Origin of the sequence: Kocuria coralli, from assembly GCF_008831305.1 — a bacterium.
Lineage (GTDB): Bacteria > Actinomycetota > Actinomycetes > Actinomycetales > Micrococcaceae > Kocuria > Kocuria coralli.
Map to the genome: position 1 here is coordinate 86,785 of NZ_ML708622.1, position 22,467 is coordinate 109,251.

The 22,467-nt window shown below is 70.3% G+C and carries 23 protein-coding genes; 20 read left to right on the top strand and 3 right to left on the bottom strand.

Features of this window, described 5'->3' with window-relative positions; all coding sequences use genetic code 11:
• Positions 1 to 115 precede the first annotated feature (115 nt).
• The 6 genes from FCK90_RS11560 (at position 116) to FCK90_RS11580 (ending at position 4,726) form a co-directional block, all read left to right on the top strand.
• A complete protein-coding gene (locus FCK90_RS11560; protein ID WP_158034457.1) occupies positions 116 to 1,243 on the top strand; it encodes a histidinol-phosphate transaminase in 1,128 nt (375 codons plus the stop codon).
• A gap of 107 nt (positions 1,244 to 1,350) precedes the next feature.
• The gene (gene hisB, locus FCK90_RS11565) at positions 1,351 to 2,007 is read left to right on the top strand and encodes an imidazoleglycerol-phosphate dehydratase HisB (protein WP_425481704.1); all 657 of its coding nucleotides are present in this window, start codon (positions 1,351 to 1,353) and stop codon (positions 2,005 to 2,007) included.
• Positions 2,007 to 2,846, top strand: coding sequence for an imidazole glycerol phosphate synthase subunit HisH (gene hisH, locus FCK90_RS11570; protein WP_158034459.1), 840 nt, complete (start codon positions 2,007 to 2,009; stop codon positions 2,844 to 2,846). Before hisB ends, hisH begins: the two co-directional genes overlap by 1 nt.
• Positions 2,843 to 3,010, top strand: a complete 168-nt coding sequence (locus FCK90_RS15425) for a hypothetical protein (RefSeq protein WP_181954302.1) — start codon at positions 2,843 to 2,845, stop codon at positions 3,008 to 3,010. The genes hisH and FCK90_RS15425 overlap by 4 nt, the downstream gene beginning before the upstream one ends.
• Before the next feature lie 58 nt (positions 3,011 to 3,068).
• Entirely contained in the window at positions 3,069 to 3,857 is a 789-nt protein-coding gene (priA, locus tag FCK90_RS11575) for a bifunctional 1-(5-phosphoribosyl)-5-((5-phosphoribosylamino)methylideneamino)imidazole-4-carboxamide isomerase/phosphoribosylanthranilate isomerase PriA (RefSeq protein ID WP_158034460.1), read from the top strand.
• Positions 3,857 to 4,726: an SseB family protein gene (locus FCK90_RS11580; RefSeq protein ID WP_158034461.1), complete on the top strand. Its 870-nt coding sequence runs from the start codon at positions 3,857 to 3,859 to the stop codon at positions 4,724 to 4,726. The genes priA and FCK90_RS11580 overlap by 1 nt, the downstream gene beginning before the upstream one ends.
• Here the strand turns inward: FCK90_RS11580 and FCK90_RS11585 are convergent.
• Positions 4,723 to 5,202, bottom strand: a complete 480-nt coding sequence (locus FCK90_RS11585) for a DUF1844 domain-containing protein (protein WP_181954303.1) — start codon at positions 5,200 to 5,202, stop codon at positions 4,723 to 4,725. The genes FCK90_RS11580 and FCK90_RS11585 overlap by 4 nt on opposite strands.
• 440 nt (positions 5,203 to 5,642) lie before the next feature.
• Here FCK90_RS11585 and infC point away from each other — a divergent pair, with 440 nt between their 5' ends.
• From infC to FCK90_RS11610, 5 genes are all read left to right on the top strand, one after another.
• Positions 5,643 to 6,806, top strand: coding sequence for a translation initiation factor IF-3 (gene infC / locus FCK90_RS11590; protein WP_246180225.1), 1,164 nt, complete (start codon positions 5,643 to 5,645; stop codon positions 6,804 to 6,806).
• Positions 6,807 to 6,960: 154 nt separating this feature from the next.
• Positions 6,961 to 7,155, top strand: coding sequence for a 50S ribosomal protein L35 (rpmI, locus tag FCK90_RS11595; protein WP_047692783.1), 195 nt, complete (start codon positions 6,961 to 6,963; stop codon positions 7,153 to 7,155).
• 101 nt (positions 7,156 to 7,256) lie between these two features.
• Entirely contained in the window at positions 7,257 to 7,643 is a 387-nt protein-coding gene (gene rplT / locus FCK90_RS11600; protein ID WP_158034463.1) for a 50S ribosomal protein L20, read from the top strand.
• Positions 7,644 to 7,654: 11 nt separating this feature from the next.
• Entirely contained in the window at positions 7,655 to 8,581 is a 927-nt protein-coding gene (locus tag FCK90_RS11605; RefSeq protein WP_158034464.1) for a TrmH family RNA methyltransferase, read from the top strand.
• A gap of 43 nt (positions 8,582 to 8,624) precedes the next feature.
• On the top strand, positions 8,625 to 9,116 hold the full coding sequence (locus tag FCK90_RS11610; RefSeq protein WP_158034465.1) for a (deoxy)nucleoside triphosphate pyrophosphohydrolase: 492 nt from the start codon (positions 8,625 to 8,627) through the stop codon (positions 9,114 to 9,116).
• A 4-nt stretch (positions 9,117 to 9,120) separates the two neighbouring features.
• Here FCK90_RS11610 and FCK90_RS11615 read toward each other — a convergent pair whose 3' ends face one another.
• On the bottom strand, positions 9,121 to 10,194 hold the full coding sequence (locus FCK90_RS11615) for a hypothetical protein (protein WP_158034466.1): 1,074 nt from the start codon (positions 10,192 to 10,194) through the stop codon (positions 9,121 to 9,123).
• Between the two features lie 473 nt (positions 10,195 to 10,667).
• On the opposite strand from FCK90_RS11615, the gene pheS reads away from it, so the two are divergent.
• The 3 genes from pheS (at position 10,668) to FCK90_RS11630 (ending at position 15,340) form a co-directional block, all read left to right on the top strand.
• Complete coding sequence (pheS, locus tag FCK90_RS11620; RefSeq protein ID WP_158034467.1) at positions 10,668 to 11,789, top strand: phenylalanine--tRNA ligase subunit alpha; 1,122 nt, start codon at positions 10,668 to 10,670, stop codon at positions 11,787 to 11,789.
• A 1-nt stretch (position 11,790) separates the two neighbouring features.
• Positions 11,791 to 14,370 carry a phenylalanine--tRNA ligase subunit beta gene (gene pheT, locus FCK90_RS11625; protein ID WP_158034468.1) on the top strand — a complete coding sequence of 860 codons (2,580 nt, stop codon included), beginning with the start codon at positions 11,791 to 11,793 and terminating at the stop codon, positions 14,368 to 14,370.
• Positions 14,371 to 14,599: 229 nt separating this feature from the next.
• Entirely contained in the window at positions 14,600 to 15,340 is a 741-nt protein-coding gene (locus FCK90_RS11630; protein ID WP_158034469.1) for a hypothetical protein, read from the top strand.
• Here FCK90_RS11630 and FCK90_RS11635 read toward each other — a convergent pair.
• Complete coding sequence (locus FCK90_RS11635) at positions 15,330 to 16,289, bottom strand: quinone oxidoreductase family protein (RefSeq protein ID WP_158034470.1); 960 nt, start codon at positions 16,287 to 16,289, stop codon at positions 15,330 to 15,332. The two genes, FCK90_RS11630 and FCK90_RS11635, sit on opposite strands and share 11 nt — an antisense overlap.
• A gap of 140 nt (positions 16,290 to 16,429) precedes the next feature.
• Here FCK90_RS11635 and argC point away from each other — a divergent pair, with 140 nt between their 5' ends.
• The 6 genes from argC to FCK90_RS11665 all read left to right on the top strand — a co-directional run bounded on the left by argC (position 16,430) and on the right by FCK90_RS11665 (position 22,442).
• Positions 16,430 to 17,482: an N-acetyl-gamma-glutamyl-phosphate reductase gene (gene argC / locus FCK90_RS11640; protein ID WP_158034471.1), complete on the top strand. Its 1,053-nt coding sequence runs from the start codon at positions 16,430 to 16,432 to the stop codon at positions 17,480 to 17,482.
• Positions 17,479 to 18,702, top strand: a complete 1,224-nt coding sequence (gene argJ / locus FCK90_RS11645; protein WP_158034472.1) for a bifunctional glutamate N-acetyltransferase/amino-acid acetyltransferase ArgJ — start codon at positions 17,479 to 17,481, stop codon at positions 18,700 to 18,702. The genes argC and argJ overlap by 4 nt, the downstream gene beginning before the upstream one ends.
• 67 nt (positions 18,703 to 18,769) lie before the next feature.
• Positions 18,770 to 19,708 carry an acetylglutamate kinase gene (gene argB, locus FCK90_RS11650; RefSeq protein ID WP_158034490.1) on the top strand — a complete coding sequence of 313 codons (939 nt, stop codon included), beginning with the start codon at positions 18,770 to 18,772 and terminating at the stop codon, positions 19,706 to 19,708.
• Positions 19,705 to 20,976 (top strand): acetylornithine transaminase, encoded by a 1,272-nt coding sequence (locus FCK90_RS11655; RefSeq protein ID WP_158034473.1) that lies wholly within the window; start codon positions 19,705 to 19,707, stop codon positions 20,974 to 20,976. Before argB ends, FCK90_RS11655 begins: the two co-directional genes overlap by 4 nt.
• Before the next feature lie 9 nt (positions 20,977 to 20,985).
• Positions 20,986 to 21,942 (top strand): ornithine carbamoyltransferase, encoded by a 957-nt coding sequence (argF, locus tag FCK90_RS11660; RefSeq protein ID WP_158034474.1) that lies wholly within the window; start codon positions 20,986 to 20,988, stop codon positions 21,940 to 21,942.
• On the top strand, positions 21,939 to 22,442 hold the full coding sequence (locus FCK90_RS11665; RefSeq protein ID WP_158034475.1) for an arginine repressor: 504 nt from the start codon (positions 21,939 to 21,941) through the stop codon (positions 22,440 to 22,442). The genes argF and FCK90_RS11665 overlap by 4 nt, the downstream gene beginning before the upstream one ends.
• The last annotated feature ends 25 nt before the right edge of the window (positions 22,443 to 22,467 follow it).

Here is a 22,467-nt window from a genome sequence, read left to right on the forward strand (position 1 = left end):
CCATGGCGAGATGCCGAGGTCTGCCCGGACCGGGAATCCCGGATACCGCGGTCCTGAGAGCGGCGGCACAGGCCTCCGAATCGGCTCAGCGCCCCGAGCCTCGTAGACTGGTGCGGTGACTGCGACAAACGACCGCACCGACCTGCTCAACGCCCTTCCGCTGCGCGACGACCTGCGCGGGAAAACCCCCTACGGTGCCCCGCAGCTGGACGTCGCCGTCACCCTCAATACCAACGAGAACACCCATCCCGTGCCCGACGACGTCCAGGCCGCGATCGTCCAGGAGGTCTCCCGGGCCGCCGCCGGCCTCAACCGGTACCCGGATCGGGAGTTCACCGTCCTGCGTGAGGAACTGGCCCAGTACCTGGGGCACGGCCTGACGGCGGAGAACATCTGGGCCGCCAACGGCTCCAACGAGATCCTGCAGCAGCTGATGCAGGCCTTCGGGGGCCCCGGACGGTCCGTGCTGTCCTTCGTGCCGACCTATTCGATGTACCCGATCCTGTCGGCGGGAACGAACACCGCCTTCATCCCCGGGCAGCGTGCCCGGGACTTCACCCTCCCCCCGGAGTCGGCGGCCGAGCAGGTGCGCGAGCACCAGCCGTCCATCGTGATCCTCTGCTCGCCCAACAACCCCACGGGCACTGCGCTCGACGACGAGGTCGTCGACGCCGTGTACCAGGCCAGCGAGGCGAGCAACAGCATCGTCGTCGTAGACGAGGCCTATGCCGAGTTCTCCCGCAATCCAGCCGCTACCGCGATCAGGCTCCTCGACGGGCGCCCCCGGTTGGTGGTCAGCCGGACCATGTCCAAGGCCTTCGCCCTGGCCGGCGCCCGGATCGGCTACTTCGCCGCAGCGCCCCAGATCGCCGACGCCGTGCGGCTCGTGCGCCTGCCCTACCACCTCTCGGCGGTGTCCCAGGCCACGGCACTGGCCGCCCTGCGGCACCGGACGGCCCTGCTGGCGGACGTGGAGTCGATCAAGATGCAACGCGACCGGATCGTCGACGACCTCAAGCGCATGGGGCTGGGGCCCTCCGAGTCCGACTCCAACTTCGTCTTCTTCGGCGGAGCCTTCGATGCCCGCGCCCTGTGGGAATACCTGCTGGAACGCGGCGTGCTGATCCGCGACGTCGGGATCGACGGGCACCTGAGGGTCACCGCCGGTACGGAGGAGGAGACGACCGCCTTCCTGGAGGGCGTGGAGTCCTACCTGGAGAGCGCAGCCGCCCCGCCGGCCTGAGCACCGGGCCCGTCCCGGGCCGGATCCCGGACCGCCACCGAACACCCGCGGTCCCTGTGAAACGACCACCGCGAACCGACCACCGCGAACCGACCATGGAGAACCCCGTGAGCCCCGCTGAGAACAAGACCACATCGACCGGAGCCGGCGAGCCCACGACCCGCCCGGAGCGCACCGCCCGCGTGGAGCGGGCCACCAGCGAGTCGCAGATCGTGGTGGAACTCGATCTGGACGGCACCGGTGAGAACGAGATCTCCACGACCGTGCCGTTCTACGACCACATGCTCACGGCGCTGTCCAAGCACTCGCTGATCGACCTCAAGGTGCAGGCCAGCGGGGACACCCACATCGACGTCCACCACGTGGTCGAGGACACCGCGATCGTGATCGGAGAGGCCATCAAGGAGGCGCTGGGGGACAAGCGCGGCATCCGCCGGTTCGGCGAGGCCTCCGTGCCCCTGGACGAGGCCCTGGCGCACGCGGTGGTCGACGTCTCCGGCCGCCCGTACTGCGTCCACGTCGGCGAGCCCGAGGGGCAGCAGTACCACCTGATCGGCGGTCACTTCACCGGCTCGATGGTCCAGCACGTCTTCGAGTCCCTGAGCTTCCACGCCGAGATCTGCCTGCACATGGAACTGATCCGGGGCCGCGACCCGCACCACATCGCGGAAGCACAGTTCAAGGCCCTGGCCCGCGCGCTGCGCGTGGCGGTGGAGCCCGATCCCCGTGTCACGGGGATCCCCTCGACCAAGGGTGCGCTCTGATGCGGGGGGCCGAGGAGGGCGTGAACCCCGAGGGGAAGACCATCCCCGTACCCGAAACGGTCGGGGCGGGGCCCTCGGGCTCACAGCACGAGGCGCCCGTGGTCGTCGTCCTCGACTACGGGGCGGGCAATATCCGCTCAGCCGTGCGCGCCCTGGAGGCGGCGGGCGCGCGGGTGCTCCTGAGCCGTGAGAAACAGCATGTCCTGGACGCCGACGGCCTGGTCGTCCCCGGCGTCGGCGCCTTCCGCGCCGTCGTCGAGGGGCTGCGCGACGTCGGCGCCGTGCCCCTGATCGAACGCCGCCTGATGGGCGGGCGCCCCGTGCTCGGCATCTGCGTGGGTCTGCAGGTGCTGTTCGAACGCGGTGTGGAGCACGGAGACGAGACCGAAGGACTCGGGCAATGGCCGGGCGTGGTCGAACGCCTGGAGGCCCCGGTGGTCCCGCACATGGGGTGGAACACGGTCGAGACGCCCGAGGGCACGGAGCTGTTCAAGGGCATCGAGGGCGAACGGTTCTACTTCGTGCACTCCTACGGGGTGCAGCACTGGCCCTTCGAAGCAGGCAGCGCCCACATGCTCCCCCCGCAGGTCACCTGGGCCGAGCACGGCGCCAGGTTCATCGCGGCGGTGGAGAACGGACCGCTGTCGGCCACCCAGTTCCACCCGGAGAAGTCCGGCGAGGCGGGCCTGAGCCTGCTGCGCAACTGGATCGCGACACTGCCGAGGACCGGGCGGCTGGACGAGGTGCTCGACGCCCGTCATGACGACGACGGCCTGACGGAAGCCGCCCAGGTGGCCCCTAGCCAGGCGGCGGACGAGTCCGGGGGCGATCCGCGATGACATGGTCCGTCATCCTGCTGGTCCTGGGGGCCTTCCTGATCGGCGGAGTGATCTCCTTCTACCAGCAGGGCTTCCCCAAATGGGTGGTCGCCCTGATGGCCGTGGCCGCGGGAGCCTTGATCCTCTACGGAGCCTGGTCCTGGCTGGTCGGGCTCAACGCCTGAGCCCGCCGCCCCGCCCACCGCACCGACAGCCACAACCAGCTACCACACGAGGAAATTGATGTCTGAGAACACCCCGGAATCCTTCACCGCCCTGGTCGACGCCGGCCAGGGGCTGCCACGGCTGGAACTGCTGCCCGCCGTCGACGTCCGGGACGGGCAGGCGGTCCGCCTGGTGCAGGGAGAATCCGGTTCCGAGACCGGTTACGGCGACCCCCTGGAAGCCGCGCAGGCCTGGCAGGATGCGGGGGCCGAATGGCTCCACCTGGTGGACCTCGATGCCGCCTTCGGCACGGGGGAGAACATCGACGTCCTGACCCGGGTGGCGCAGGCACTGGACCTGAAGATCGAGATGTCCGGCGGCATCCGCGACGACGCGTCGCTCGAACGCGCCCTGTCGCTGAATCCCGCGAGGGTGAACCTGGGCACCGCGGCCCTGGAGAACCCCGAGTGGACCCGCCGGGTCATCGCCGAGCACGGGGAGAAGATCGCCGTCGGCCTGGACGTCCGCGGCACCACCCTGGCCGCACGCGGCTGGACCAAGGACGGCGGCGGTCTCTGGGAGGTCCTCGACCGTCTCGAGGCCGACGGATGCTCCCGGTACGTCGTCACCGACGTCACCAAGGACGGCACGCTCAAGGGCCCGAACGTCGAGCTGCTGCAGCAGGTGGCTCAGCGCACCCAGAAGCCCGTGGTCGCCTCCGGCGGCATCGCGACGCTCGAGGACATCGCGGCGCTGCGGTCGCTGGTGCCCTCCGGGGTCGAGGGTGCGATCATGGGCAAGGCCCTCTACGCGGGCCGGTTCACCCTCGAACAGGCACTCGAGGTCGCCGGCCGGCCGGCCTCCTGATGAGCCCTCGCGACAGGCCCGCTCGTCGTGAGCTGCCGCCCCACATGGCGGCGCAGCTGCGCGGTGCCGGAGGCGCCACGGACAGCGGCGGCCAGCCCTGGGCGGGCCGGGACCCGGCTCAGGGGCATTCCCACCTCTTCTCCGCCGACGACGGCGCGGCGGACCTCGTCCTGGCCCGCGCCCTCGACGGGTGGCGGGCAGGCGAGCTGGCCGAGGCCGACGTGGTGGCCGCCCTGGCCGATACCAGGCTCTTCGTCCCGGTCATGGCCGAGGTGACCCGTTCGGAGATCACCGACGAGGGGCTGGTAGCGGACAAGGAGGCCGACATGTCGCTGGTGACCCTCCAGGCCGCCGACGGCCGGAAGGCCCAGCCGGTCTTCACCTCGGACGCCCTCGTCCCGAAGTGGCACCACGCCGCTCGGCCGGTGGCCGCGCAGATCAGGAAGATCGCCATCGCGGCGGTCAAGGACGGGACGGAACTGCTCGTGCTCGATCCCGGTTCCGAGGCGCCGTTCGTCGTGCGCCGCCCGGCCCTGTGGGCCGTGGCGAAAGCGGAGACCTGGGTGCCGTCGTACGCCGACCCGGGGGTATCCCGTGCCGTCCTGCAGGCGGCGCTCGGTCTGGATGGCGTTGCGGGAGCCTCCGTGCGCACCGGGAGGGGGGTCGGCACGACCACCGTCGACGGCGCGGCGCTGGAGGGCGGCGGTACCGGGCCGGAGCTGACCGTCGTGCTGCAGCTGCTGCCGGGCATGGACCGCGGGCAGCTCGAGACGGTCGTGGGAGCCTTCCAGGCCCGGCTGGCCGAAGAGCAGGCGCTCGCGGAGAACGTCGACTCCCTGGAGATCTCCCTGGAGACCGCGCGGGTCTAGCCGTAGACCGGGCCGGTGAACTTCTCCCCGGGGCCCTGCCCGGGCCGGTCCGGGTACGGGGAAGCCTCGCGGAAGGCCAGCTGCAGGGTCCGCAGCCCGTCGCGCAAGGGAGCGGCGTGCTGGGAGCCGATCTCCGGGGAGGCCGCGGACACGAAACCGGCCAGGGCGGTGATGAGCTTTCGAGCCTCGTCCAGGTCCTTGAGCTCCTCGGCGTCAGGGCCGTCGGCCAGACCGCATTTCACGGCGGCCGCGGACATGAGGTGGACGGCGGAGGTGGTGATCACCTCGATGGCTGGGACCTCGGCGATGTCACGCATCTGCTCGTCCACGGCGGCCTTGGTGTCGGCGCTGAGCCCCGTCTCGGCCGCCTGAGCCGCGAGGTGCTCGCCCGCCTGCTCGCTGTCCCCCTGGGCCTGGTCGCCGGCCGGGGCGCCGTCGGCGGAACCGTTGAAACGGAACGTGTTCTCGGAAGTCATGCCACCACCCTAAGCGGTGCGCCGCCCGCCCAGAGACTCCCGGGCGCGCGGAGACGGCGAGGTGGATCACGCCGGCGCCCCTGTGGACATGGACGCCAGGCGTGTATGATGGTCGGCAGTGCGCAAGTGGAGGTAACTCCCACCCGCGCGGACGCCGAGTCGGAAGAACTGCTCGGAGAGTCCCCGGGTACGAGACGACGATCGTCCGCCACGGCTCCGAACGAGCCGGCACCGCATGGCGAATGCGGTGGGAGCCCTCGGGGTTCCCGGGCGACGATCACCGCGACCTCCGCTTGGCCACCGTGGCAGCGGAGGTTTTTTTGTTGCCACCGCACTCGAAGAGCACCACGTCGCCGGGGTGGAACCCGGCACTAGATCAGGAGTCAAGCATCAGCGATCCACGCATCAATGACAGAATCCGAGTCCCCGAGGTCCGTCTTGTGGGCCCCGGCGGCGAGCAGGTCGGTATCGTCCGAGTCGAGGACGCCATGAGACTTGCCCGCGAATCGGACTTGGATCTGGTCGAGGTGGCTCCCAACGCTAAGCCGCCTGTGGCCAAGCTCATGGACTTCGGCAAGTACAAGTACGAGGCTGCCGTCAAGGCTCGTGAGTCCCGCAAGAACCAGACGAACACCAACCTCAAAGAGGTCCGTTTCCGTCTGAAGATCGATGACCACGATTACGACACCAAGGTCGGCCATGCCCGCCGCTTCCTGGGTGAGGGCGACAAAGTCAAGGCCATGATCCAGTTCCGCGGTCGTGAGCAGTCCCGCCCGGAGATGGGCGTCCGCCTGCTGCAGAAGCTGGCCGAGGACCTGGAGGAGTTCGGCCAGGTCGAGTCCAACCCGCGCCAGGACGGCCGCAACATGGTCATGGTCCTGGGCCCGCTCAAGAACAAGTCCGAGGCCCGTGCCGCAGCGCGTCGCGCCAAGGCCGCCGACGACGTCGAAGAGCAGCGCCTGCCCCAGAAGACCAAGTCCTCGCGCCGCGACCGCGAGCGGGAGGCCCGCGCGGCCGGTACGATCGACACCGAGTCGGCCCTGCCCGTGGGCGGCAACAGCATCGGAGAGGCCATCCCCGACGAGTTGCGCAGGATGGCGGAGCAGAAGTTCGAGGTTCCCGAGGGCGCCCCGCCGCTCAAGGTCTCCGAGGACCAGCCGCCGGTGATCGCCCCGAAGGAAGAGCGCCGCGAGCGCACCGGTGGCGGCCGAGGCCGCGGCCCCGAGCGCGGCGGCCCCCGTGGCGGGGATCGTGGCGATCGCGGCGGTGACCGCAATGCGGAGCGCGGAGAGCGCCCGGAGCGCGGCAGCAGGCCTTCGAGCCGTCCCGCAGGTTCCGGCCGCCCCGACGGTGCCCGGCCGCAGGGTTCCGGACAGCGTCCGGCCGCACCGGCCCGTCAGGGGAGCCCGCGTCCGTCGTCGGCCCCGCGTCCCGCGGGAGCCCCGCGCCCGGCTGGTTCCGCACCGCGCCCGGCTCCGCGTCCGGCACCGGCACCCGGCTCCGCGCCCAAGCCCGGAGCGGCACCGAAGCCCGGAGCCTCCGCCAAGCCCGCACCGAAGCCCGGTGCAGCCCCGAAGCCCGGTCCCAAGCCGGGCCAGGGCTGAGAAAACTCAACCGTCGCGTCGGCCGCAAGGCCGGCGGCGACGGATCGAGCGAATCCGCTGTGCCGCGCGAACCCAGCGCGGCACAGCACAGACCAGGTCGCCATACCGGTGACGCACCGTGAACTCGGTGAGAGACAACAAGGAGACGGCTGACATGCCGAAGATGAAGACCCACTCGGGTGCCAAGAAGCGCTTCAAGATCACGGGGTCGGGCAAGGTCAAGCGCCAGCAGGCCAACCGCCGCCACTACCTGGAGCACAAGTCCTCGCGCCTGACCCGCCGCCTGGCCGGCGACAAGATCGTCACCCCGGGTGAGGCGAAGGTCGTCAAGAAGATGCTGGGTAAGTGATCCCGGCTCACTGAGCTCTTGCGGACCCGACCGGTTCGCACCCCCGACTTGCAAGCACGACGCCGGTCCACCGACCGGCCCGAGATCTAAGGAGTACACACGTGGCACGTGTGAAGCGGGCGGTCAACGCCCACAAGAAGCGCCGGACTACCCTGGAGGCCGCCTCCGGCTACCGCGGACAGCGCTCGCGCCTGTACCGCAAGGCCAAGGAACAGGTCATCCACTCGTACGTCTACAACTACGACCACCGTCGTGCCCGCAAGGGCGACTTCCGTCGTCTGTGGATCCAGCGCATCAACGCGGCTGCCCGCGCCAACGGCCTGACCTACAACCGGTTCATCCAGGGCCTCAAGCTGGCCGAGGTCGACGTTGATCGTCGTATGCTCGCCGAGCTGGCCGTCAACGACAACGCTGCCTTCGTGGCCCTGGTCGAGGTCGCCAAGAACGCGCTGCCGGCCGACACCTCGGCTCCGCGCGACGCCGCCTGAGCCCTGCTCACGTGAGCATTCCGGAACGCCTCGCCGAATCCGTCCTGTCCAACCCCCGAGCCGATCGGGTGCGGGCCGTAGCGGGTCTGGCGAGGCGTTCCGCGCGTCTGCGGCAAGGTCTCTTCCTGGCCGAGGGCCCGCAGAACGTGCGGGAGGCACTGACGGCGCACGTGGCGGCGGATGCCGCGACGGCGAGCTCCGGTCGGCCCTCGTCCACGGATCTGCCTTCCCTCGACGCCCTGTACGTGACCGAGGGCTGCCTCGAACGACATGAGGACATCGCCGGGCTGCTGAGAAGGCTGCTCGACGGAGAAGGCCCCCACCGCGTGTTCGTACGGGTCGTGACCGAGGAGGTCCTCAGGGCCATGTCGGACACCCGGAGCCCGCAGGGGGCGCTCGCAGTGTGCCGGATGCCGTCGGCAGGGTGGCCCTGGGTGACCGGGTCCGCGCGTCTGCTCGCCGTACTATGCCGGGTCCAGGACCCGGGTAACGCAGGTACTGTGATCCGGGCCGCGGACGCTGCGGGAGCCGACGCGGTCCTCCTGACCGAGGGCTCAGTGGACCTGTACAACCCCAAGACGGTGCGCTCCACGGCCGGATCGTTGTTCCATCTGCCGGTCATCCCCTCCGTCGTCTTCTCCGAGGCTGTCGAGGCCGCCGTATCGGCGGGAATCCAGGTTCTCGCCGCCGACGGCTACGGCGCCGCAGATCTTGACGCCCTCCAGGACGCGGCGGTGCGCGAGCAACCCGCGGAATGCGATCTGGGCGCACCGACGGCCTGGCTGTTCGGCAACGAGGCCCAGGGCCTGTCGGACCGGGAGAAGTCGGCAGCGGCGCACCGCGTGGCGGTGCCCCTCTACGGGGCCGCCGAATCCCTGAACGTGGGCACTGCGGCCACCCTGTGCCTGTACGCGTCCGCCCGGGCGCAGCGACGATGAGATGCGGCGTCTTCGCACAGGACATCTTCGCTAAGCTGGTGCGGTGACCGCCGACAGTGACAGTCCCCAGCAATACCCGCATGAATACGAGTTCCGCACCCAGGTCGTGGGTGCAGCCGTCCTGAACGATCCCCGCCGGCCGACGCACTTCCTGGCCGCTCAACGCGCCTACCCGGAGTTCCTGCGCGGCATGTGGGAGTTCCCCGGGGGCAAGACGGATCCGGAGGACAGCTCCTGCCAGTCCGCGCTGATCCGGGAATGCTCCGAGGAGCTCGATGTGGACATCGAGCTGCACGACGAGATCCCCGGCCCCCACCCGCAGGGCTGGCCGCTCAAGGAGACCGCCGCCATGCGCGTCTGGACGGCCTCGGTGGTCGACGGCGAGCTCATGCTGGGCCCCCAGTACGACGGCTCCGATCACCTGGAGCTGCGCTGGATCCCGCTGGACGACCGCGGAGACGCGGCCCGGGACCTGGAATGGATTCCCGCCGACCTCCCCATCGTCGACGCCCTGCTCGCCCGTCTCCACGTGTGACTTCTCACTTCCTGGGCGAGTTCACACGCAGCAGCGTGTGGTCTCGCCCAGCGGGTGAGAACTCACGGGGCAAGGCGCCCCCGATCGGGTTTTCCCCTCCCCGGTGCCCGCCCCGCCTGAGAAGCTGCAACTCGGTGGAGACGAGTTCCGCGAGATCCTGCGGCGTGCGGTTGACGACCGCCCACGACGTTCTGATAACCCGCCACCCCGCGTTGAGAAGGAGCTTCTCGCGACGGCGTTCGGCGCGGATCACCTCCGTGGGATCTCCATAACGACCGGAGTACTTGACCTCGCCGTCGAATTCCAGCGCGAGCCTCTCCGCCTCCCACGCGAAGTCCAGCCGAAAGAGCTCGCCGTCGACCACGACCTCGAGCTGAGTGGTGAAACCGCTGAGCCCGTGCTGCCTGAGCACCAAGCGGGTCAGGGTCTCGCCCGCTGAGTCGCTTCCGCTGTCCGCCAGGTCGAGGACCCGGCGAGCGCGGGCTGTGCCCCGGCCGGTGGTGGCACCCGCCAGAGCATCGGCCAGCAGGTCGTGCGTGCCGCCGCGGCGCAGGAAACCATCCACGATCACCAGGGCTTGCCTGAGATCGAGTTCTCTCGCGCAGTCGACGGCGGTCCTGGGCAGGGAGGTCACCAGGAGGCCGTCCACCCGGGATACCTCGGACGCCTCCAGAGGCCATGCGTGGGTCTGGACCCGCCGTCCGGAGCGGCGGCTACCGTACCCCGGCAGCCCGCCGATCACGTGCGGGCGATCCGGCGTCCCGAGGACGGGCAGGCCCCACAGCAGCGCTGCGGAAGGTCCGCAGAATATCGGTGAGCCTGGCATCGTCCGTGCGATCGCATGATGAAAAGCGCGGGCGCGGGACCACCGGGGCAGCGCTGCCCACTGCTCGTGGTCCATCCATGCACCCCGGGCCAGCCGATGGAGACCCATACGTTCGTCCAGGCCCGCGGTGCCGGCCCGTGGCTGCCCGCCGAAACGCTCCTGCACCTCTCGGGTCGTCAGAATCGCTCGCGGGTCGAAGGATCCCTGCGGGACGTTCGTGCCGGTGCCCGGGCCGGCTCCAGTGCGGACCATGGCCCCAGCATGGCCGGGGCGGGTATCCGCCGTCGTCGCTCTGCCGGTGACCTGGGGAGAACGGCGGGTGCCTGAGGGACCCACAGGGAAAAGATGCCCAGATCGCCGGATGCGCGTGGTCAGGAACGGGCGAGGGGGATCATCAAGAGGCATCGAGGGCGTCCGCCCGCGAGTTCTCACGGTCTGGGTGAGATCACACGGAGCAGCGTGTGATCTCACCCAGACCGTGAGAACTCGCCGAGAACANCAGCGTGTGATCTCACCCAGACCGTGAGAACTCGCCGAGAACAGGCGCTGCGGGCCCCATGAACGGCGGGCGCCGTGAACTCGCTAGACTAGATCCCGCCCGTGGCGCGAGCCCGGGTATTTCCACGCGCGGCATCCGTCCACGGACCGAGGGCACGAGCCCCGACGACGCCGGACCGGTCCGCCTGGAGCATGCACGTACCCGAGAGCAGAGGTTGAGAAGCCGCATGTCCGACAGCACACCCGCGCAGACAGGCGGGGAGGCGCAGCCCCCCTCGCAGACCGGCCCCGCAGTGGACGGTCGACCGGAGGACGGGGTGCAGCCCACGGACCAGGCCGCCGTCAACGCCGCCGTCGAGCAGGCCCTGGCCGATATCGCCGCCGCCGCGGACCTCGAGCGGCTCAAGACCGTCCGCCTGGCCCACACGGGGGAGAAGTCCCCGCTGGCCCTGGGCAACCGCAAGATCGGCAAGCTCCCGAAGGAGCAGAAGGCCGTCGCGGGCAAGCTCATGGGGCAGGCCCGCGGACGCGTGAACAAGGCCGTCGCCCAGCGCCAGGAGGTGCTCGAGGCCGAGCACGCCGAGCGCATCCTGGTCGAGGAGGCCGTGGACGTCACGGCGGCCGGCCGTCGTCGCCGGATCGGGGGGCGCCACCCCATCAGCCTGCTCATGGAGCGGTCAGCGGAGATCTTCGTGGGCATGGGCTGGGAGGTCGCCGAGGGGCCCGAGGTCGAGTCCGAGTGGTACAACTTCGACTCCCTGAACTTCAAGCCGGACCACCCCGCCCGTCAGCTGCAGGACACGTTCTTCGTCGCCCCGCCGGAGTCCCACCTGGTGCTGCGCACCCACACCTCTCCCGTGCAGATGCGCTCGCTGCTCTCGCGCGACCTGCCGGTCTACGTCGTGGCCCCCGGCCGGGTCTTCCGTACCGACGAGCTCGACGCCACCCACACACCCGTGTTCCACCAGATCGAGGGCCTGGCGGTCGACAAGGGGTTGGCCATGTCCGATCTGAAGGGCACCCTGGAGCACTTCGCCCGCCAGATGCTGGGGCCCGAGGCCAGGATCAGGCTGCGCCCGAACTACTTCCCGTTCACCGAGCCGTCCGCCGAGATGGACGTGTGGCATCCGAACGCCAAAGGCGGACCGCGCTGGATCGAATGGGGAGGCTGCGGCATGGTCCACCCCAACGTCCTGCGCTCGGCGGGCGTGGACCCCGAGGTCTACTCGGGCTTCGCCTTCGGGATGGGCATCGACCGCACCCTGATGTTCCGCAACAACGTGCCGGACATGCACGACATCGTGGAGGGCGACATCCGTTTCAGCCAGCACTTCGGAATGGAGGTCTGACATGCGAGTTCCTTTGTCATGGCTGCGTGAGTACGCGCCGGTCCCGCAGGACGCGACGGCGGAGCAGGTCCTGGCGACCATGGTCTCGGTCGGTTTCGAAGAGGAAGAGGTGCACCGGCCCTCGGACGAGATCAGCGGCCCGATCGTCGTCGGCCAGGTGCTCTCCCGCGAGCCCGAGGAGCACTCCAACGGCAAGACCGTCAACTGGTGCCAGGTCCGGGTGGTCCCGGAGGGCCAGGAGCAGACGCTGACCGGCAAGGGCATCGACCCCTCCGGCATCCAGGGGATCGTGTGCGGCGCCCACAACTTCGAGGTGGGGGACAAGGTGGTCGTGACCCTGCCCGGTTCCGTCCTGCCCGGGGATTTCCGGATCACCCCGCGTAAGACCTACGGCCATACCTCGGCCGGCATGATCGCCTCCGTACGGGAGCTCGGCATCGGGGACGACCACGACGGCATCCTGGTGCTCTCCCGGATCGGCCTGGACCCCGAGCTCGGCGCGGACGCCCTCGAGCTGCTGGGCCTCGACGATGAGGCCGCCGAGATCAACGTGACCCCGGACCGCGGTTACGGCTTCTCCATCCGGGGGGTCGCCCGTGAATACGGCCACGCCGTGGGGCAGCCCTTCCACGATTTCGTCCTCGATGCCGCCGAGCGGGCCCCGGAGGCCACCGACGACGGCGGGTTCCCGGTCGAGCTGGCCGACGCGGCACCCATCAACGGGGTTCCCGGCTGCGATCGTTTCGTCACCCGCGTGGTGAAGGCCATCGATCCCGCCGCACCCACGCCGGCGTGGATGTCCTCCCGGCTGAGGCTGGCGGGGATCCGGTCCCTGAACCTGCCCGTGGACATCTCCAACTACGTGATGCTCGAGTACGGCCAGCCCCTGCATTTCTACGACCTCGACGAGGTCGCGGAGAAGATCGTGGTGCGCCGCGCCGAGCCGGGGGAGACCCTGACCACGCTGGACGACAAGCAGCGGAAGCTCGATCCCGAGGACCTGCTGATCACGGACGCCACGGGACCCATCGGCATCGCCGGCGTGATGGGCGGCGCCTCGACCGAGGTCAAGCAGGAGACCGTGGACGTGCTGGTCGAAGCCGCCCATTTCGACCCCATCACGATCGCCCGCTCGGCCCGCCGTCACCGGCTGCCCTCCGAGGCCTCCAAGCGCTTCGAGCGCTCCGTGGATCCCAGGATCCAGGCCGCTGCCGCGCAGCGCGCCGTCGAGCTGCTCACCGAGCTGGCCGGCGGCACGGTTCAGCCGGGCGCCGGTGACGTCCGCTCGGGCGCGGCGCCCGCCGCGGCGCCCGTGCTCCTCCCCGAGTCCTACGCATCGGAGCGCGTGGGGGTGGACTACGCCCCCGAGCGCATCGAGCAGGTGCTGACCATGATCGGGTGCGAGGTCCGCCCGCTCCCGGCGACCGGCGACGGCGCCCCCGGCTGGCTGGTCACCCCGCCGTCCTGGCGCTCGGATCTCAGCGCCCCGGAGGACCTGGCCGAGGAGATCGCCCGGCTGGACGGCTACGACAAGATCCCCTCGCGCCTGCCGATCGCACCTCCCGGGCGAGGACTGACGGAGGCGCAGACCGGACGCAACCGGGTGCTGGCGAGCCTCGCCGCGGCCGGTCTGACCGAGGTGCTGAACTACCCCTTCGTCTCCCAGGAGGAGAACGACCTGTGGGGCGCGGCCGCCGAGGGTACCGCCGTCCCCAGCGTCTCCCTGGCCAACCCCATCTCCGAGGCCAGGGGGCGCTTGAGGGCCTCCATCCTGCCCGGGCTGCTCGAGACCCTGCGGCGCAACCACGCCCGCGGTTTCAGGGACCTGGCCCTCTACGAGGCAGGTGCCGTCTTCCTGCCCGGTGAGAAGCTGGGCTCCGCCCACGTGCCGCCGGGAGCCGTTGCGCTTCCCCCGGAGGTCCTGGAGGAGCTCAACGCGGGCATCCCGGCGCAGCCGTGGCACCTGGGCATGGTGTTCGCGGGTCAGGACGCCCCCACCGCTCCGGGGGTCGCGGGCCGCGCCTACGACTGGCAGGACGCCCTGGACGCGGTCCTCCTGGCCGCTCAGAGCGTGGGCGTCCAGCTCACGGTCCGGCAGGGCAAGCACCAGGCCTTCCACCCGGGGCGGACCGCGGAACTGTTCACCGCCGACGGCGACTCCGCCGGCTGGGCGGGGGAGCTCCATCCCCAGCTGGTGGCCGGGCAGAACCTGCCCGAGAGGACCTGCGCGGCGGAGCTGGACCTGACCGCGATCCTGGACGCCCGCCCCGACGGCGTCCAGGCCCAGGACCTGTCGGTGCAGACCCCCGCCACCCAGGACGTCGCCCTGCTCGTCGATGCGGATCTGCCGGCCTCGACGCTCACGGAGACCCTGGCCGAGGGCGCCGGCGAGCTGCTCGAGGAGATCCGGGTCTTCGACGTCTATCAAGGAGACCGCGTCGAGCCGGGCAAGAAGTCCGTGGCCCTTGCCATGCGGTTCCGCGCCGCGGACCGCACGCTGACCGCCGACGAGGCCTCCGCGTCACGGCAGGCCGCCGTGGATCTCGCGGTGCAGCGACACGCAGCCGTCCTGCGCGGTTGAGGACCGAAGGCCCCGTCCGGGCGGCCACATGGCGCCCGGACGGGGCCGCTGCATGAGATCGTCACCACAGCGCGCGGCGAAGTGCCGGACCCCGGCTGAGGGTCGCGATAGCGTGGGACCAGTGAGGGTCGCCGGCGGCAAGGCCTCCCCGACCGATCACGAAGACACCCGCGGGCGGGACCGTCAGTCACATCCGGTCACGCTCGTCGACCCCGGCAGGAGCTACGGAATGGACAAGCACAATCTCTTCGACGACGGCAGCGAAGAGTCAGACCTGCTGGGCGGAGAGGCAGTGCCGGCTCGTGAAGGGGAGGCTCCAGGAGGCGCTCCCGAGACCATGGGGAACGCTCCTGCCCAGCACCACGACCCGGATCCGCTGCAGGGCTTCCAGCGGATGGACGCGGAGCACGCCCCCACGTCGTCGGTGACCTGGTCGTCCGTGGCCGTCGCCGTCGCAGGCCTGCTCCTGGCCGTCCTGCTGGTGGCCTTCTCCTACTCGTCCTTCCAGCGGGCCGACCAACTGCGCGGCTGGGCCAATGACACCTGGGTGGTCACGGGCCAGTACTCAAACATGACCAATGCCCTGGAGGGCACGGAGTACAACCCCGTCTACCAGATCGCCCTGCCCGAGGACCCCGTGATCGGCGCTCAGCGATTCGACTCCGGCATGTCCGACCCCCTCGTCCCCCGTCCGGGCCAGGCGGTCGAGATCCGCGGCTCGGCGACCGGTGAGGTCACCGACGACTTCGACCAGCGCGCGGACGTCGTCCTGGGAATCGAGGACGGCACCCTGCAGGTGTTCGCCACGGAGGACGAGGGCAGCCTGAGCGGGGGAGTGACCGATCAGTCCGTGTCCCGGCAGGTGCTCAAGGGCTGGCTGCTGGCGGGAAGCGGTGTGGTGGCCCTGGGGCTGGGCATCGGCGGGGCGATCTGGCTCAGGCGCCGGGGCCCGGCCGCCCTCAAGGGGTGAGCAGCAGCTTTCCCTGCGTGCCGCGGGACTCCAGCGCCGTGTGCGCGGAGGCGGCATCGGCCAGGGCATAGGTACCGCCGACCCGGACCCTCAGTCCGCCCTCGATGGCCTCGAACAGATCCCGGGCCCGCCACTGCAGTTCCTCCGAGGAACGCAGATAGGCATTGAGCGACGGGCGGGTGACGTACAGGGAGCCCATCGTGTTCAGCCGCTGGAGGTCGAAGGGCGGCACCTGACCGGAGGCCCCTCCGAAGAGCACCACCATGCCCCGGGTGCGCACCGCCGCCAGGGACTCGTCGAAGGTCGTCTTCCCCACGGAGTCGTAGACGACGTCGGCGCCCTCGCCCCCCGTGAGCTCGAGGACCGCATCGGCGAAGCCCTCGTACGGCAGGACGTGATCGGCGCCCAGCTCACGTGCCGTGTCCGCCTTCTCCTGGCTGGAGGTCAGGCCGATCACCGTCGCTCCGCGCTGCTTCATGAGCTGAATCGCCAGCCCGCCCACGCCCCCGGCGGCGGCCGTGATCACGGCGGTGGTCTCGGGGCCGACCTCGTAGGTCGAGCGGGTCAGATAGTGCGCGGTGAAACCCTGCAGCGGGAGCGCCCCGGCGTCGTCGTCGCTGACCGAGTCGGGCACCACCACGGCCTGATCCGCGCTGACCAGGAACTCCTCGGCGTAGGTGCCGACACCCTGGGAGGTCATCACGCGCTGGCCGACGGATACGTGGCCCACGCCGTCGCCCACCGCGATGACCTCTCCGGTGCCCTCGGACCCGGGGAGGAAGGGCAGCTCGACGTCGTAGACCCCCTCGCGCTGGTAGGTCTCGATGAAGTTCACGCCGGTCCTGCTGGTCGCCACCAGCACCTGGCCCGGCCCGGGGGAGGGGGAGCCGATCTCCTCGGAGGTCAGGACCTCCGGTCCGCCGTGACTGTGAATTCGGATGGCGCGCATGAAAACACTCCTCGCTCTCGGGTCTCCTCGAAGACATGTCCCACGGACATGGCGTACATCACGAGCCTATCGCCGAGTGGGCGCCACCACACCTGCATAAATATCGACATCAGTGCATAAAATTGCGTAGGGTGGTGCTCATGACATTTTCCGTAGCCGTCTCGGGAGCCACCGGATATGCGGGCGGGGAGGTCCTGCGCCTGCTGGCCGGGCACCCCGAGGCAGAGATCACCACGGTGGCCGCCCACTCCAATGCCGGGCAGCGTCTGGGGGATCTCCAGCCCCATCTGCACGGGCTCGCAGACCGGACCCTGGTGGATTCCACGGTGGAGTCCCTGACCGGACACGACGTCGTCTTCCTGGCCCTTCCCCACGGCAAGTCCGGTGAGATCGCCGCGCAGCTTCCCGCAGGGACGGTCGTGATCGACGCCGCCGCCGACCATCGCCTGGAATCCGCCGAGGCCTGGGAGCGGTTCTACGGCTCCGAACACGCGGGGACCTGGCCCTACGGGCTGCCCGAGATGCTGGTGGACCGCTACGGCACCCGGCAGCGGTCCCGGCTGGAGGGCCAGACGCGCATCGCGGTCCCCGGCTGCTACCCCACGGGATCACAGCTGGCCCTCGCCCCCGCGATCGCCGCCGGCGCCATCGAACCCCAGGACATCGTGATCGTGGCCGCCTCCGGGACCTCCGGGGCGGGTAAAGCGCTCAAGCCCCATCTCCTCGGCGCCGAGGTCATGGGCAGCATGACCGCCTACGGAGTGGGCGGCGTGCACCGGCACACCCCCGAGATCGAACAGGGCCTGGGCTGGGCCTCGGGCGGGCAGGAGGTCACGGTCTCCTTCACCCCCACGCTGGCGCCCATGCCCCGGGGCATCCTGACCACAGCGACCGCCCGCCTCTCTGGAGCCCTCCCCGCCGGGCAGCTCCGCGAGCTCTACCAGGACGCCTACGCCGCCGAGCCGTTCGTGCACGTGCTTCCCGAGGGGCGGATGCCCACCACCCAGGCCGTGCTCGGCTCCAACCACGTCCAGCTCCAGGTGGTCGTGGACGAACGGGCCGGCCGCATGATCGTCGTCGCGGCCCTGGACAACCTGACCAAGGGCACCGCCGGGGGAGCAGTCCAGTCCATGAACATCGCCCTGGGACTGCCCGAGCAGACCGGCCTGACACAGCAAGGAGTCGCACCGTGACCGCATCCGCCCACCCGTCCCAGCACCCCGGCCAGGGTTTCGCCGTCGACACCGGCCGGGGCGTCACCGCGGCCGCGGGCTTCCGCGCGGCCGGTGTGACGGCGGGGTTCAAGCCGTCGGGGAAGCCGGACCTCGCGCTCGTGGTCAACGACGGCCCGCAGGCCTCCGTGGGTGCGGTGTTCACCTCCAACCGCGTGGCCGCGGCACCCGTGCACTGGTCCCGTCAGGTCGTGGCCGACGGCGCTGCGCGCGCCGTGATCCTCAACTCCGGCGGCGCCAACGCGTGCACCGGAGCCCAGGGATTCCAGACCTCGCACACCACGGCCGAGATGGTGGGGGAGGCCCTGGAGATCGGGGCGGGGGACGTCGTCGTGTGCTCCACCGGCCTGATCGGTGAGCAGCTCCCGCTGGACACGATCCGCGACGGGATCGCCCCCGTGGTCTCCGCCCTGGGTGCCGGTGAAGACGCCGGGCTGGCCGCCGCCACGGCCATCATGACCACGGACACCGTGCCCAAGCAGGCCTCCTATACCAGTCCCGAGGGATGGAGTCTCGGCGGCATGGCCAAGGGCGCCGGCATGCTCGCGCCGGGGCTGGCCACGATGCTCGTGGTGATCACCACGGACGCCGTCTCGGACGCCGGCCTTCTACGGCAGTGCCTGATCGAGGCCTGCAGCCGCACCTTCGACCGCGCCGACTCCGACGGATGCATGTCCACCAACGACACCGTGGTCCTGATGGGATCCGGCGCCTCCGGGATCAGCCCGGACGAACCCGAGTTCGTCCAGGCGCTGACGGCCGTGTGCCACAGCCTGGCCCAGCAGCTCATCCGCGACGCCGAGGGCGCTGCGCACGACATCACGATCACCACCTGCAACGCGGTCAGCGAGGCCGACGCCGAGGAGGTCTCCCGGGCCGTGGCGCGCTCCAACCTGTTCAAGACCGCGGTCTACGGCAACGACCCCAACTGGGGCCGGGTGCTCTCCGCCGTCGGCACCACGCAGGCGGTCTTCGACCCCGACGAACTGGACGTGACCATCAATGGGGTCACCGTGTGCCGCGACGGCATGATCGGCGACCCCCGCGACGGCGTGGACCTCTCGGCGGGCCGGGAGATCGAGGTGCTCATCGACCTCAAGGTGGGCGAGCACGAGGCCACGATCTGGACCAACGACCTCACCCACGACTACGTCGAAGAAAACAGCGCCTACTCGACCTGATCAGGAGTCCCCAGTGTCCTCACCCATTGACCGGTTCGAGACGGCCAAGGTCAAAGCCGGTGTGCTCATGGAAGCCCTGCCGTGGATCACGCGGTACACGGGCAGCATCATGGTGTTCAAGTACGGCGGCAACGCCATGGTCTCCGACGAGCTGCGCCGCGCCTTCGCCGCGGACATGGTCTTCCTCCGGTCGGTGGGCATCCGCCCCGTCGTCGTGCACGGAGGCGGCCCGCAGATCACCGCCATGCTCGAACGCCTCGGCATCCCCTCGGAGTTCCGGGGAGGCCTGCGGGTCACGTCGAGAGAGGCGGTCGACGCCATCCGCATGGTGCTCACCGGCCAGGTGCAGCGGGAGCTGGTCTACCTGATCAACTCCACCGGACCGTTCGCGGTCGGCCTCTCGGGCGAGGATGCATCCCTTTTCAACGCGGTGCGCCGCGGCACCGTGGTCGAGGGCGCCGAAGTGGACCTGGGCCATGTGGGTGAGGTGGTCTCGGTGAACCCCGAGCCGCTGCACCGCCTGATCGAGTCGGGCAATATCCCCGTGATCTCCTCCATCGCCCCGGAGGTGGACGCCGACGGCGCCGTGACCGGCGAGGTGCTGAACATCAACGCCGACACCGCCGCGGCCGCCGTCGCCGTCGCGCTGAAAGCCGAGAAGTTCGTGGCCCTCACGGACGTCGAGGGCCTGTACGCGAACTGGCCCGATCGCGGCTCCCTGATCGAGTCGCTCACCGTCTCGGAGCTCCACAGCCTCCTGCCGGCATTGCAGTCCGGGATGATCCCCAAGATGGAGGCCGCCCTGAGGGCGGTGCAGGGAGGCGTGAGCAGGGCGACCATCGTGGACGGACGCGAAGCCCACTCCGTGCTCCTGGAGATCTTCACCGACCGTGGTTTCGGCACCGAGGTCCGCCCGGACGGCACCGCCCCGGCCCAGCCCCCGGCGGTGCTCTCACCCCGGCTGGAGCATCCCCTGTCCTTCAACACCCCGAAAGCGAACTCATGACGGCCTTACCGCAATCCGCTCAGACCAGCCTTCTGCGGGAGTACCAGGAACACCTGCTCGGGGTCTTCGGGACCCCTCAGGCGGTCCTGGTCCGCGGTGAGGGGGCGCGTGTATGGGACGCCGACGGCAACGCCTACCTGGACTTCCTGGGCGGCATCGCGGTCAACGCCCTGGGCCACGCCCATCCGCGGTGGGTCCAGGCGGTCAGCGAACAGGCACAGACCCTGGGGCATATCTCCAACCTGTTCACCTCGCCGCAGCAGATCGCGCTCGCGGAGAAGCTGCTCGAACTGGCCGGCGCCCCGGGGGGATCACGCGTCTTCTTCGCCAACTCCGGCTCCGAGGCCAACGAGGCCGCGTTCAAGCTGGCGCGCCGCCAGGGCCGGGAGAACCCCGGCCCGCTCGGCCCCAGGTCCACGGTGGTCGCCGTGGACGGCTCCTTCCACGGGCGGACGATGGGTTCCCTCGCGCTGACGGCCAAGGCGGCCTACCGCGAGCCGTTCGAGCCGCTGCCCGGCGGCGTCGTCCATATCGCGCCCACGGTCGAGGCGCTCGAGGGGGCCATCGACGACGGCGTCTCCGCGCTGATCGTCGAACCCGTGCGCGGCGAGCAGGGGGTTCACGCCCTCCCCGACGGCTGGCTGCAGCGCGCCCGGGAGCTGACCCGCGAGCACGGTGCCCTCCTGATCCTCGACGAGGTGCAGACCGGCATCGGCCGCACCGGGCAGTGGTTCGCGTTCACCGAGCAGCTGGCCCCCGGGGAACTGCCCGATGCCATCACCCTGGCCAAGGGGCTGGGCGCAGGCTTCCCCATCGGCGCCATGATCACCGTCGGCTCCGAGGTCTCGGGCCTGCTGAGCGCTGGACAGCACGGGACGACCTTCGGGGGAAACCCCCTGGCCACCGCCGCCGCTCTGGCGACTCTGCAGATCATCGAGGACGACGATCTGATGTCGAATGTTCGTTCTGTGAGCAAGGTCCTGACGGACGGGCTGACCGGAATGCAGGACGTGACCACGGTGCGGGCGCACGGCTTCCTGATCGGATTCGACGTCACCGACGAGCGGGACGCCGAGGCGCAGGCCTCGGCGCCGCTCGGTGCCGCCGTGGTCGCGGCGGCCCGGTCGGCCGGGTTCCTCCTCAACGCCACGGGGCCCACCACGATCAGGCTGGCGCCGCCTCTGATCGTCAGCCAGGCCCAGGCGGAGGACCTGCTGGCCGCCCTTCCCGAGATCCTCGACCAGGCCCGCCAGGCCGCGAACGCCTAAGGAGTGCATGTGCTGCGCCATTTCCTGAGGGACACCGACCTCACGCCGTCCGAGCAGTCCGAGGTCCTGGGCCTCGCGGACCGGGTCAAGGCCGACCGCTGGGCCCACCGGCCGCTGGCCGGACCGCAGACCGCCACGGTGATCTTCGACAAGACCTCCACCCGGACGCGGTTCTCCTTCGCGGCGGGGATCGCCGATCTGGGCGGTCAACCGCTGGTGGTCAATCCGGGGGAGGCGCAGCTGGGGGTCAAGGAGTCCATCTCCGACACCGCGAAAGTGCTCTCGCGCATGGTCTCCCTGATCGTGTGGCGGACCTTCGCCCAGTCCGGGGTGGACGAGATGGCCGAGCACGCCACCGTCCCCGTGATCAACGCCCTCTCCGACGAATACCATCCGTGCCAGATCCTCGCGGACCTGATGACCATTCGGGAGCACAAGGGAGACACCCGGGGTCTGTCCTTCGCCTACCTGGGGGACGCCGCCAACAACATGGCCAACTCCTACCTGCTCGGTATGGTCACGGCCGGGATGGATGTCCGGATCGCCGGTCCCGAGGGCTACCTGCCGGACCCCGCCGTGGTGGAGGCCGCGGAGAAGCGGGCGGAGCAGACCGGTGCGGCGGTCCTGGTCACCACGGATCCGGCCCTGGCCCTGGAGGGCGCCGACGTGGTGTGCACGGACACCTGGATCTCGATGGGCCAGGAGGACGAGAAAGGCGACCGCGCGGAGGTCTTCAAGCCCTATACCGTCGACCGGGCCGCTATGGAACGCGCCGAACCGGACGCCGTCTTCATGCACTGCCTCCCGGCCTACCGGGGCTGCGAGGTCACGGCGGAGGTGATCGACGGGCCGCAGTCGGTGGTCTTCGACGAAGCGGAGAACCGGCTGCACGCCCAGAAGGCGCTGATGATCTGGCTTCTGGCCCAGGCGGACCGATACGACCTGGATACCGGGCGGATCTCATGAGCATTCCCGCCACCAAGACCGCCCGTCAGGCCCGCATCGTCGCCCTGGTGACCACGGGGGCGGTGCACTCGCAGGCCGAGCTGGCCGAGCTGCTGGCCGAGGACGGCCTGCAGGTCACGCAGGCCACCCTGTCACGGGACCTGGTGGAACTCGGGGCGGTGCGAGTGCGCAACAACTCCGGCTCGCTGGTCTACGCGGTTCCCCAGCCGGGTACGCATGACGTCGTGGTGGGCGGCGAGGAGATCGCGGAGTCCCTGGACGCCCGTCTCGGCAGTCTGTGCAAGGAACTGCTGGTCACGGCCGAGGCCTCGGGCAACCTGGTCATGCTCCGCACCCCGCCCGGCGCCGCCCAGTACTTCGCCTCCGTGATCGACCAGTCCACGATCCCGCAGGTGCTGGGCACCATCGCGGGTGACGACACCATCATGGTGGTCTCACGCGACCCCGCCGGCGGCCAGGAGCTGGCCGACCGGTTCCTGGCCCTGACCACGAAAGACTGACGGACGAGGCCGTGCAGGTCGCCGA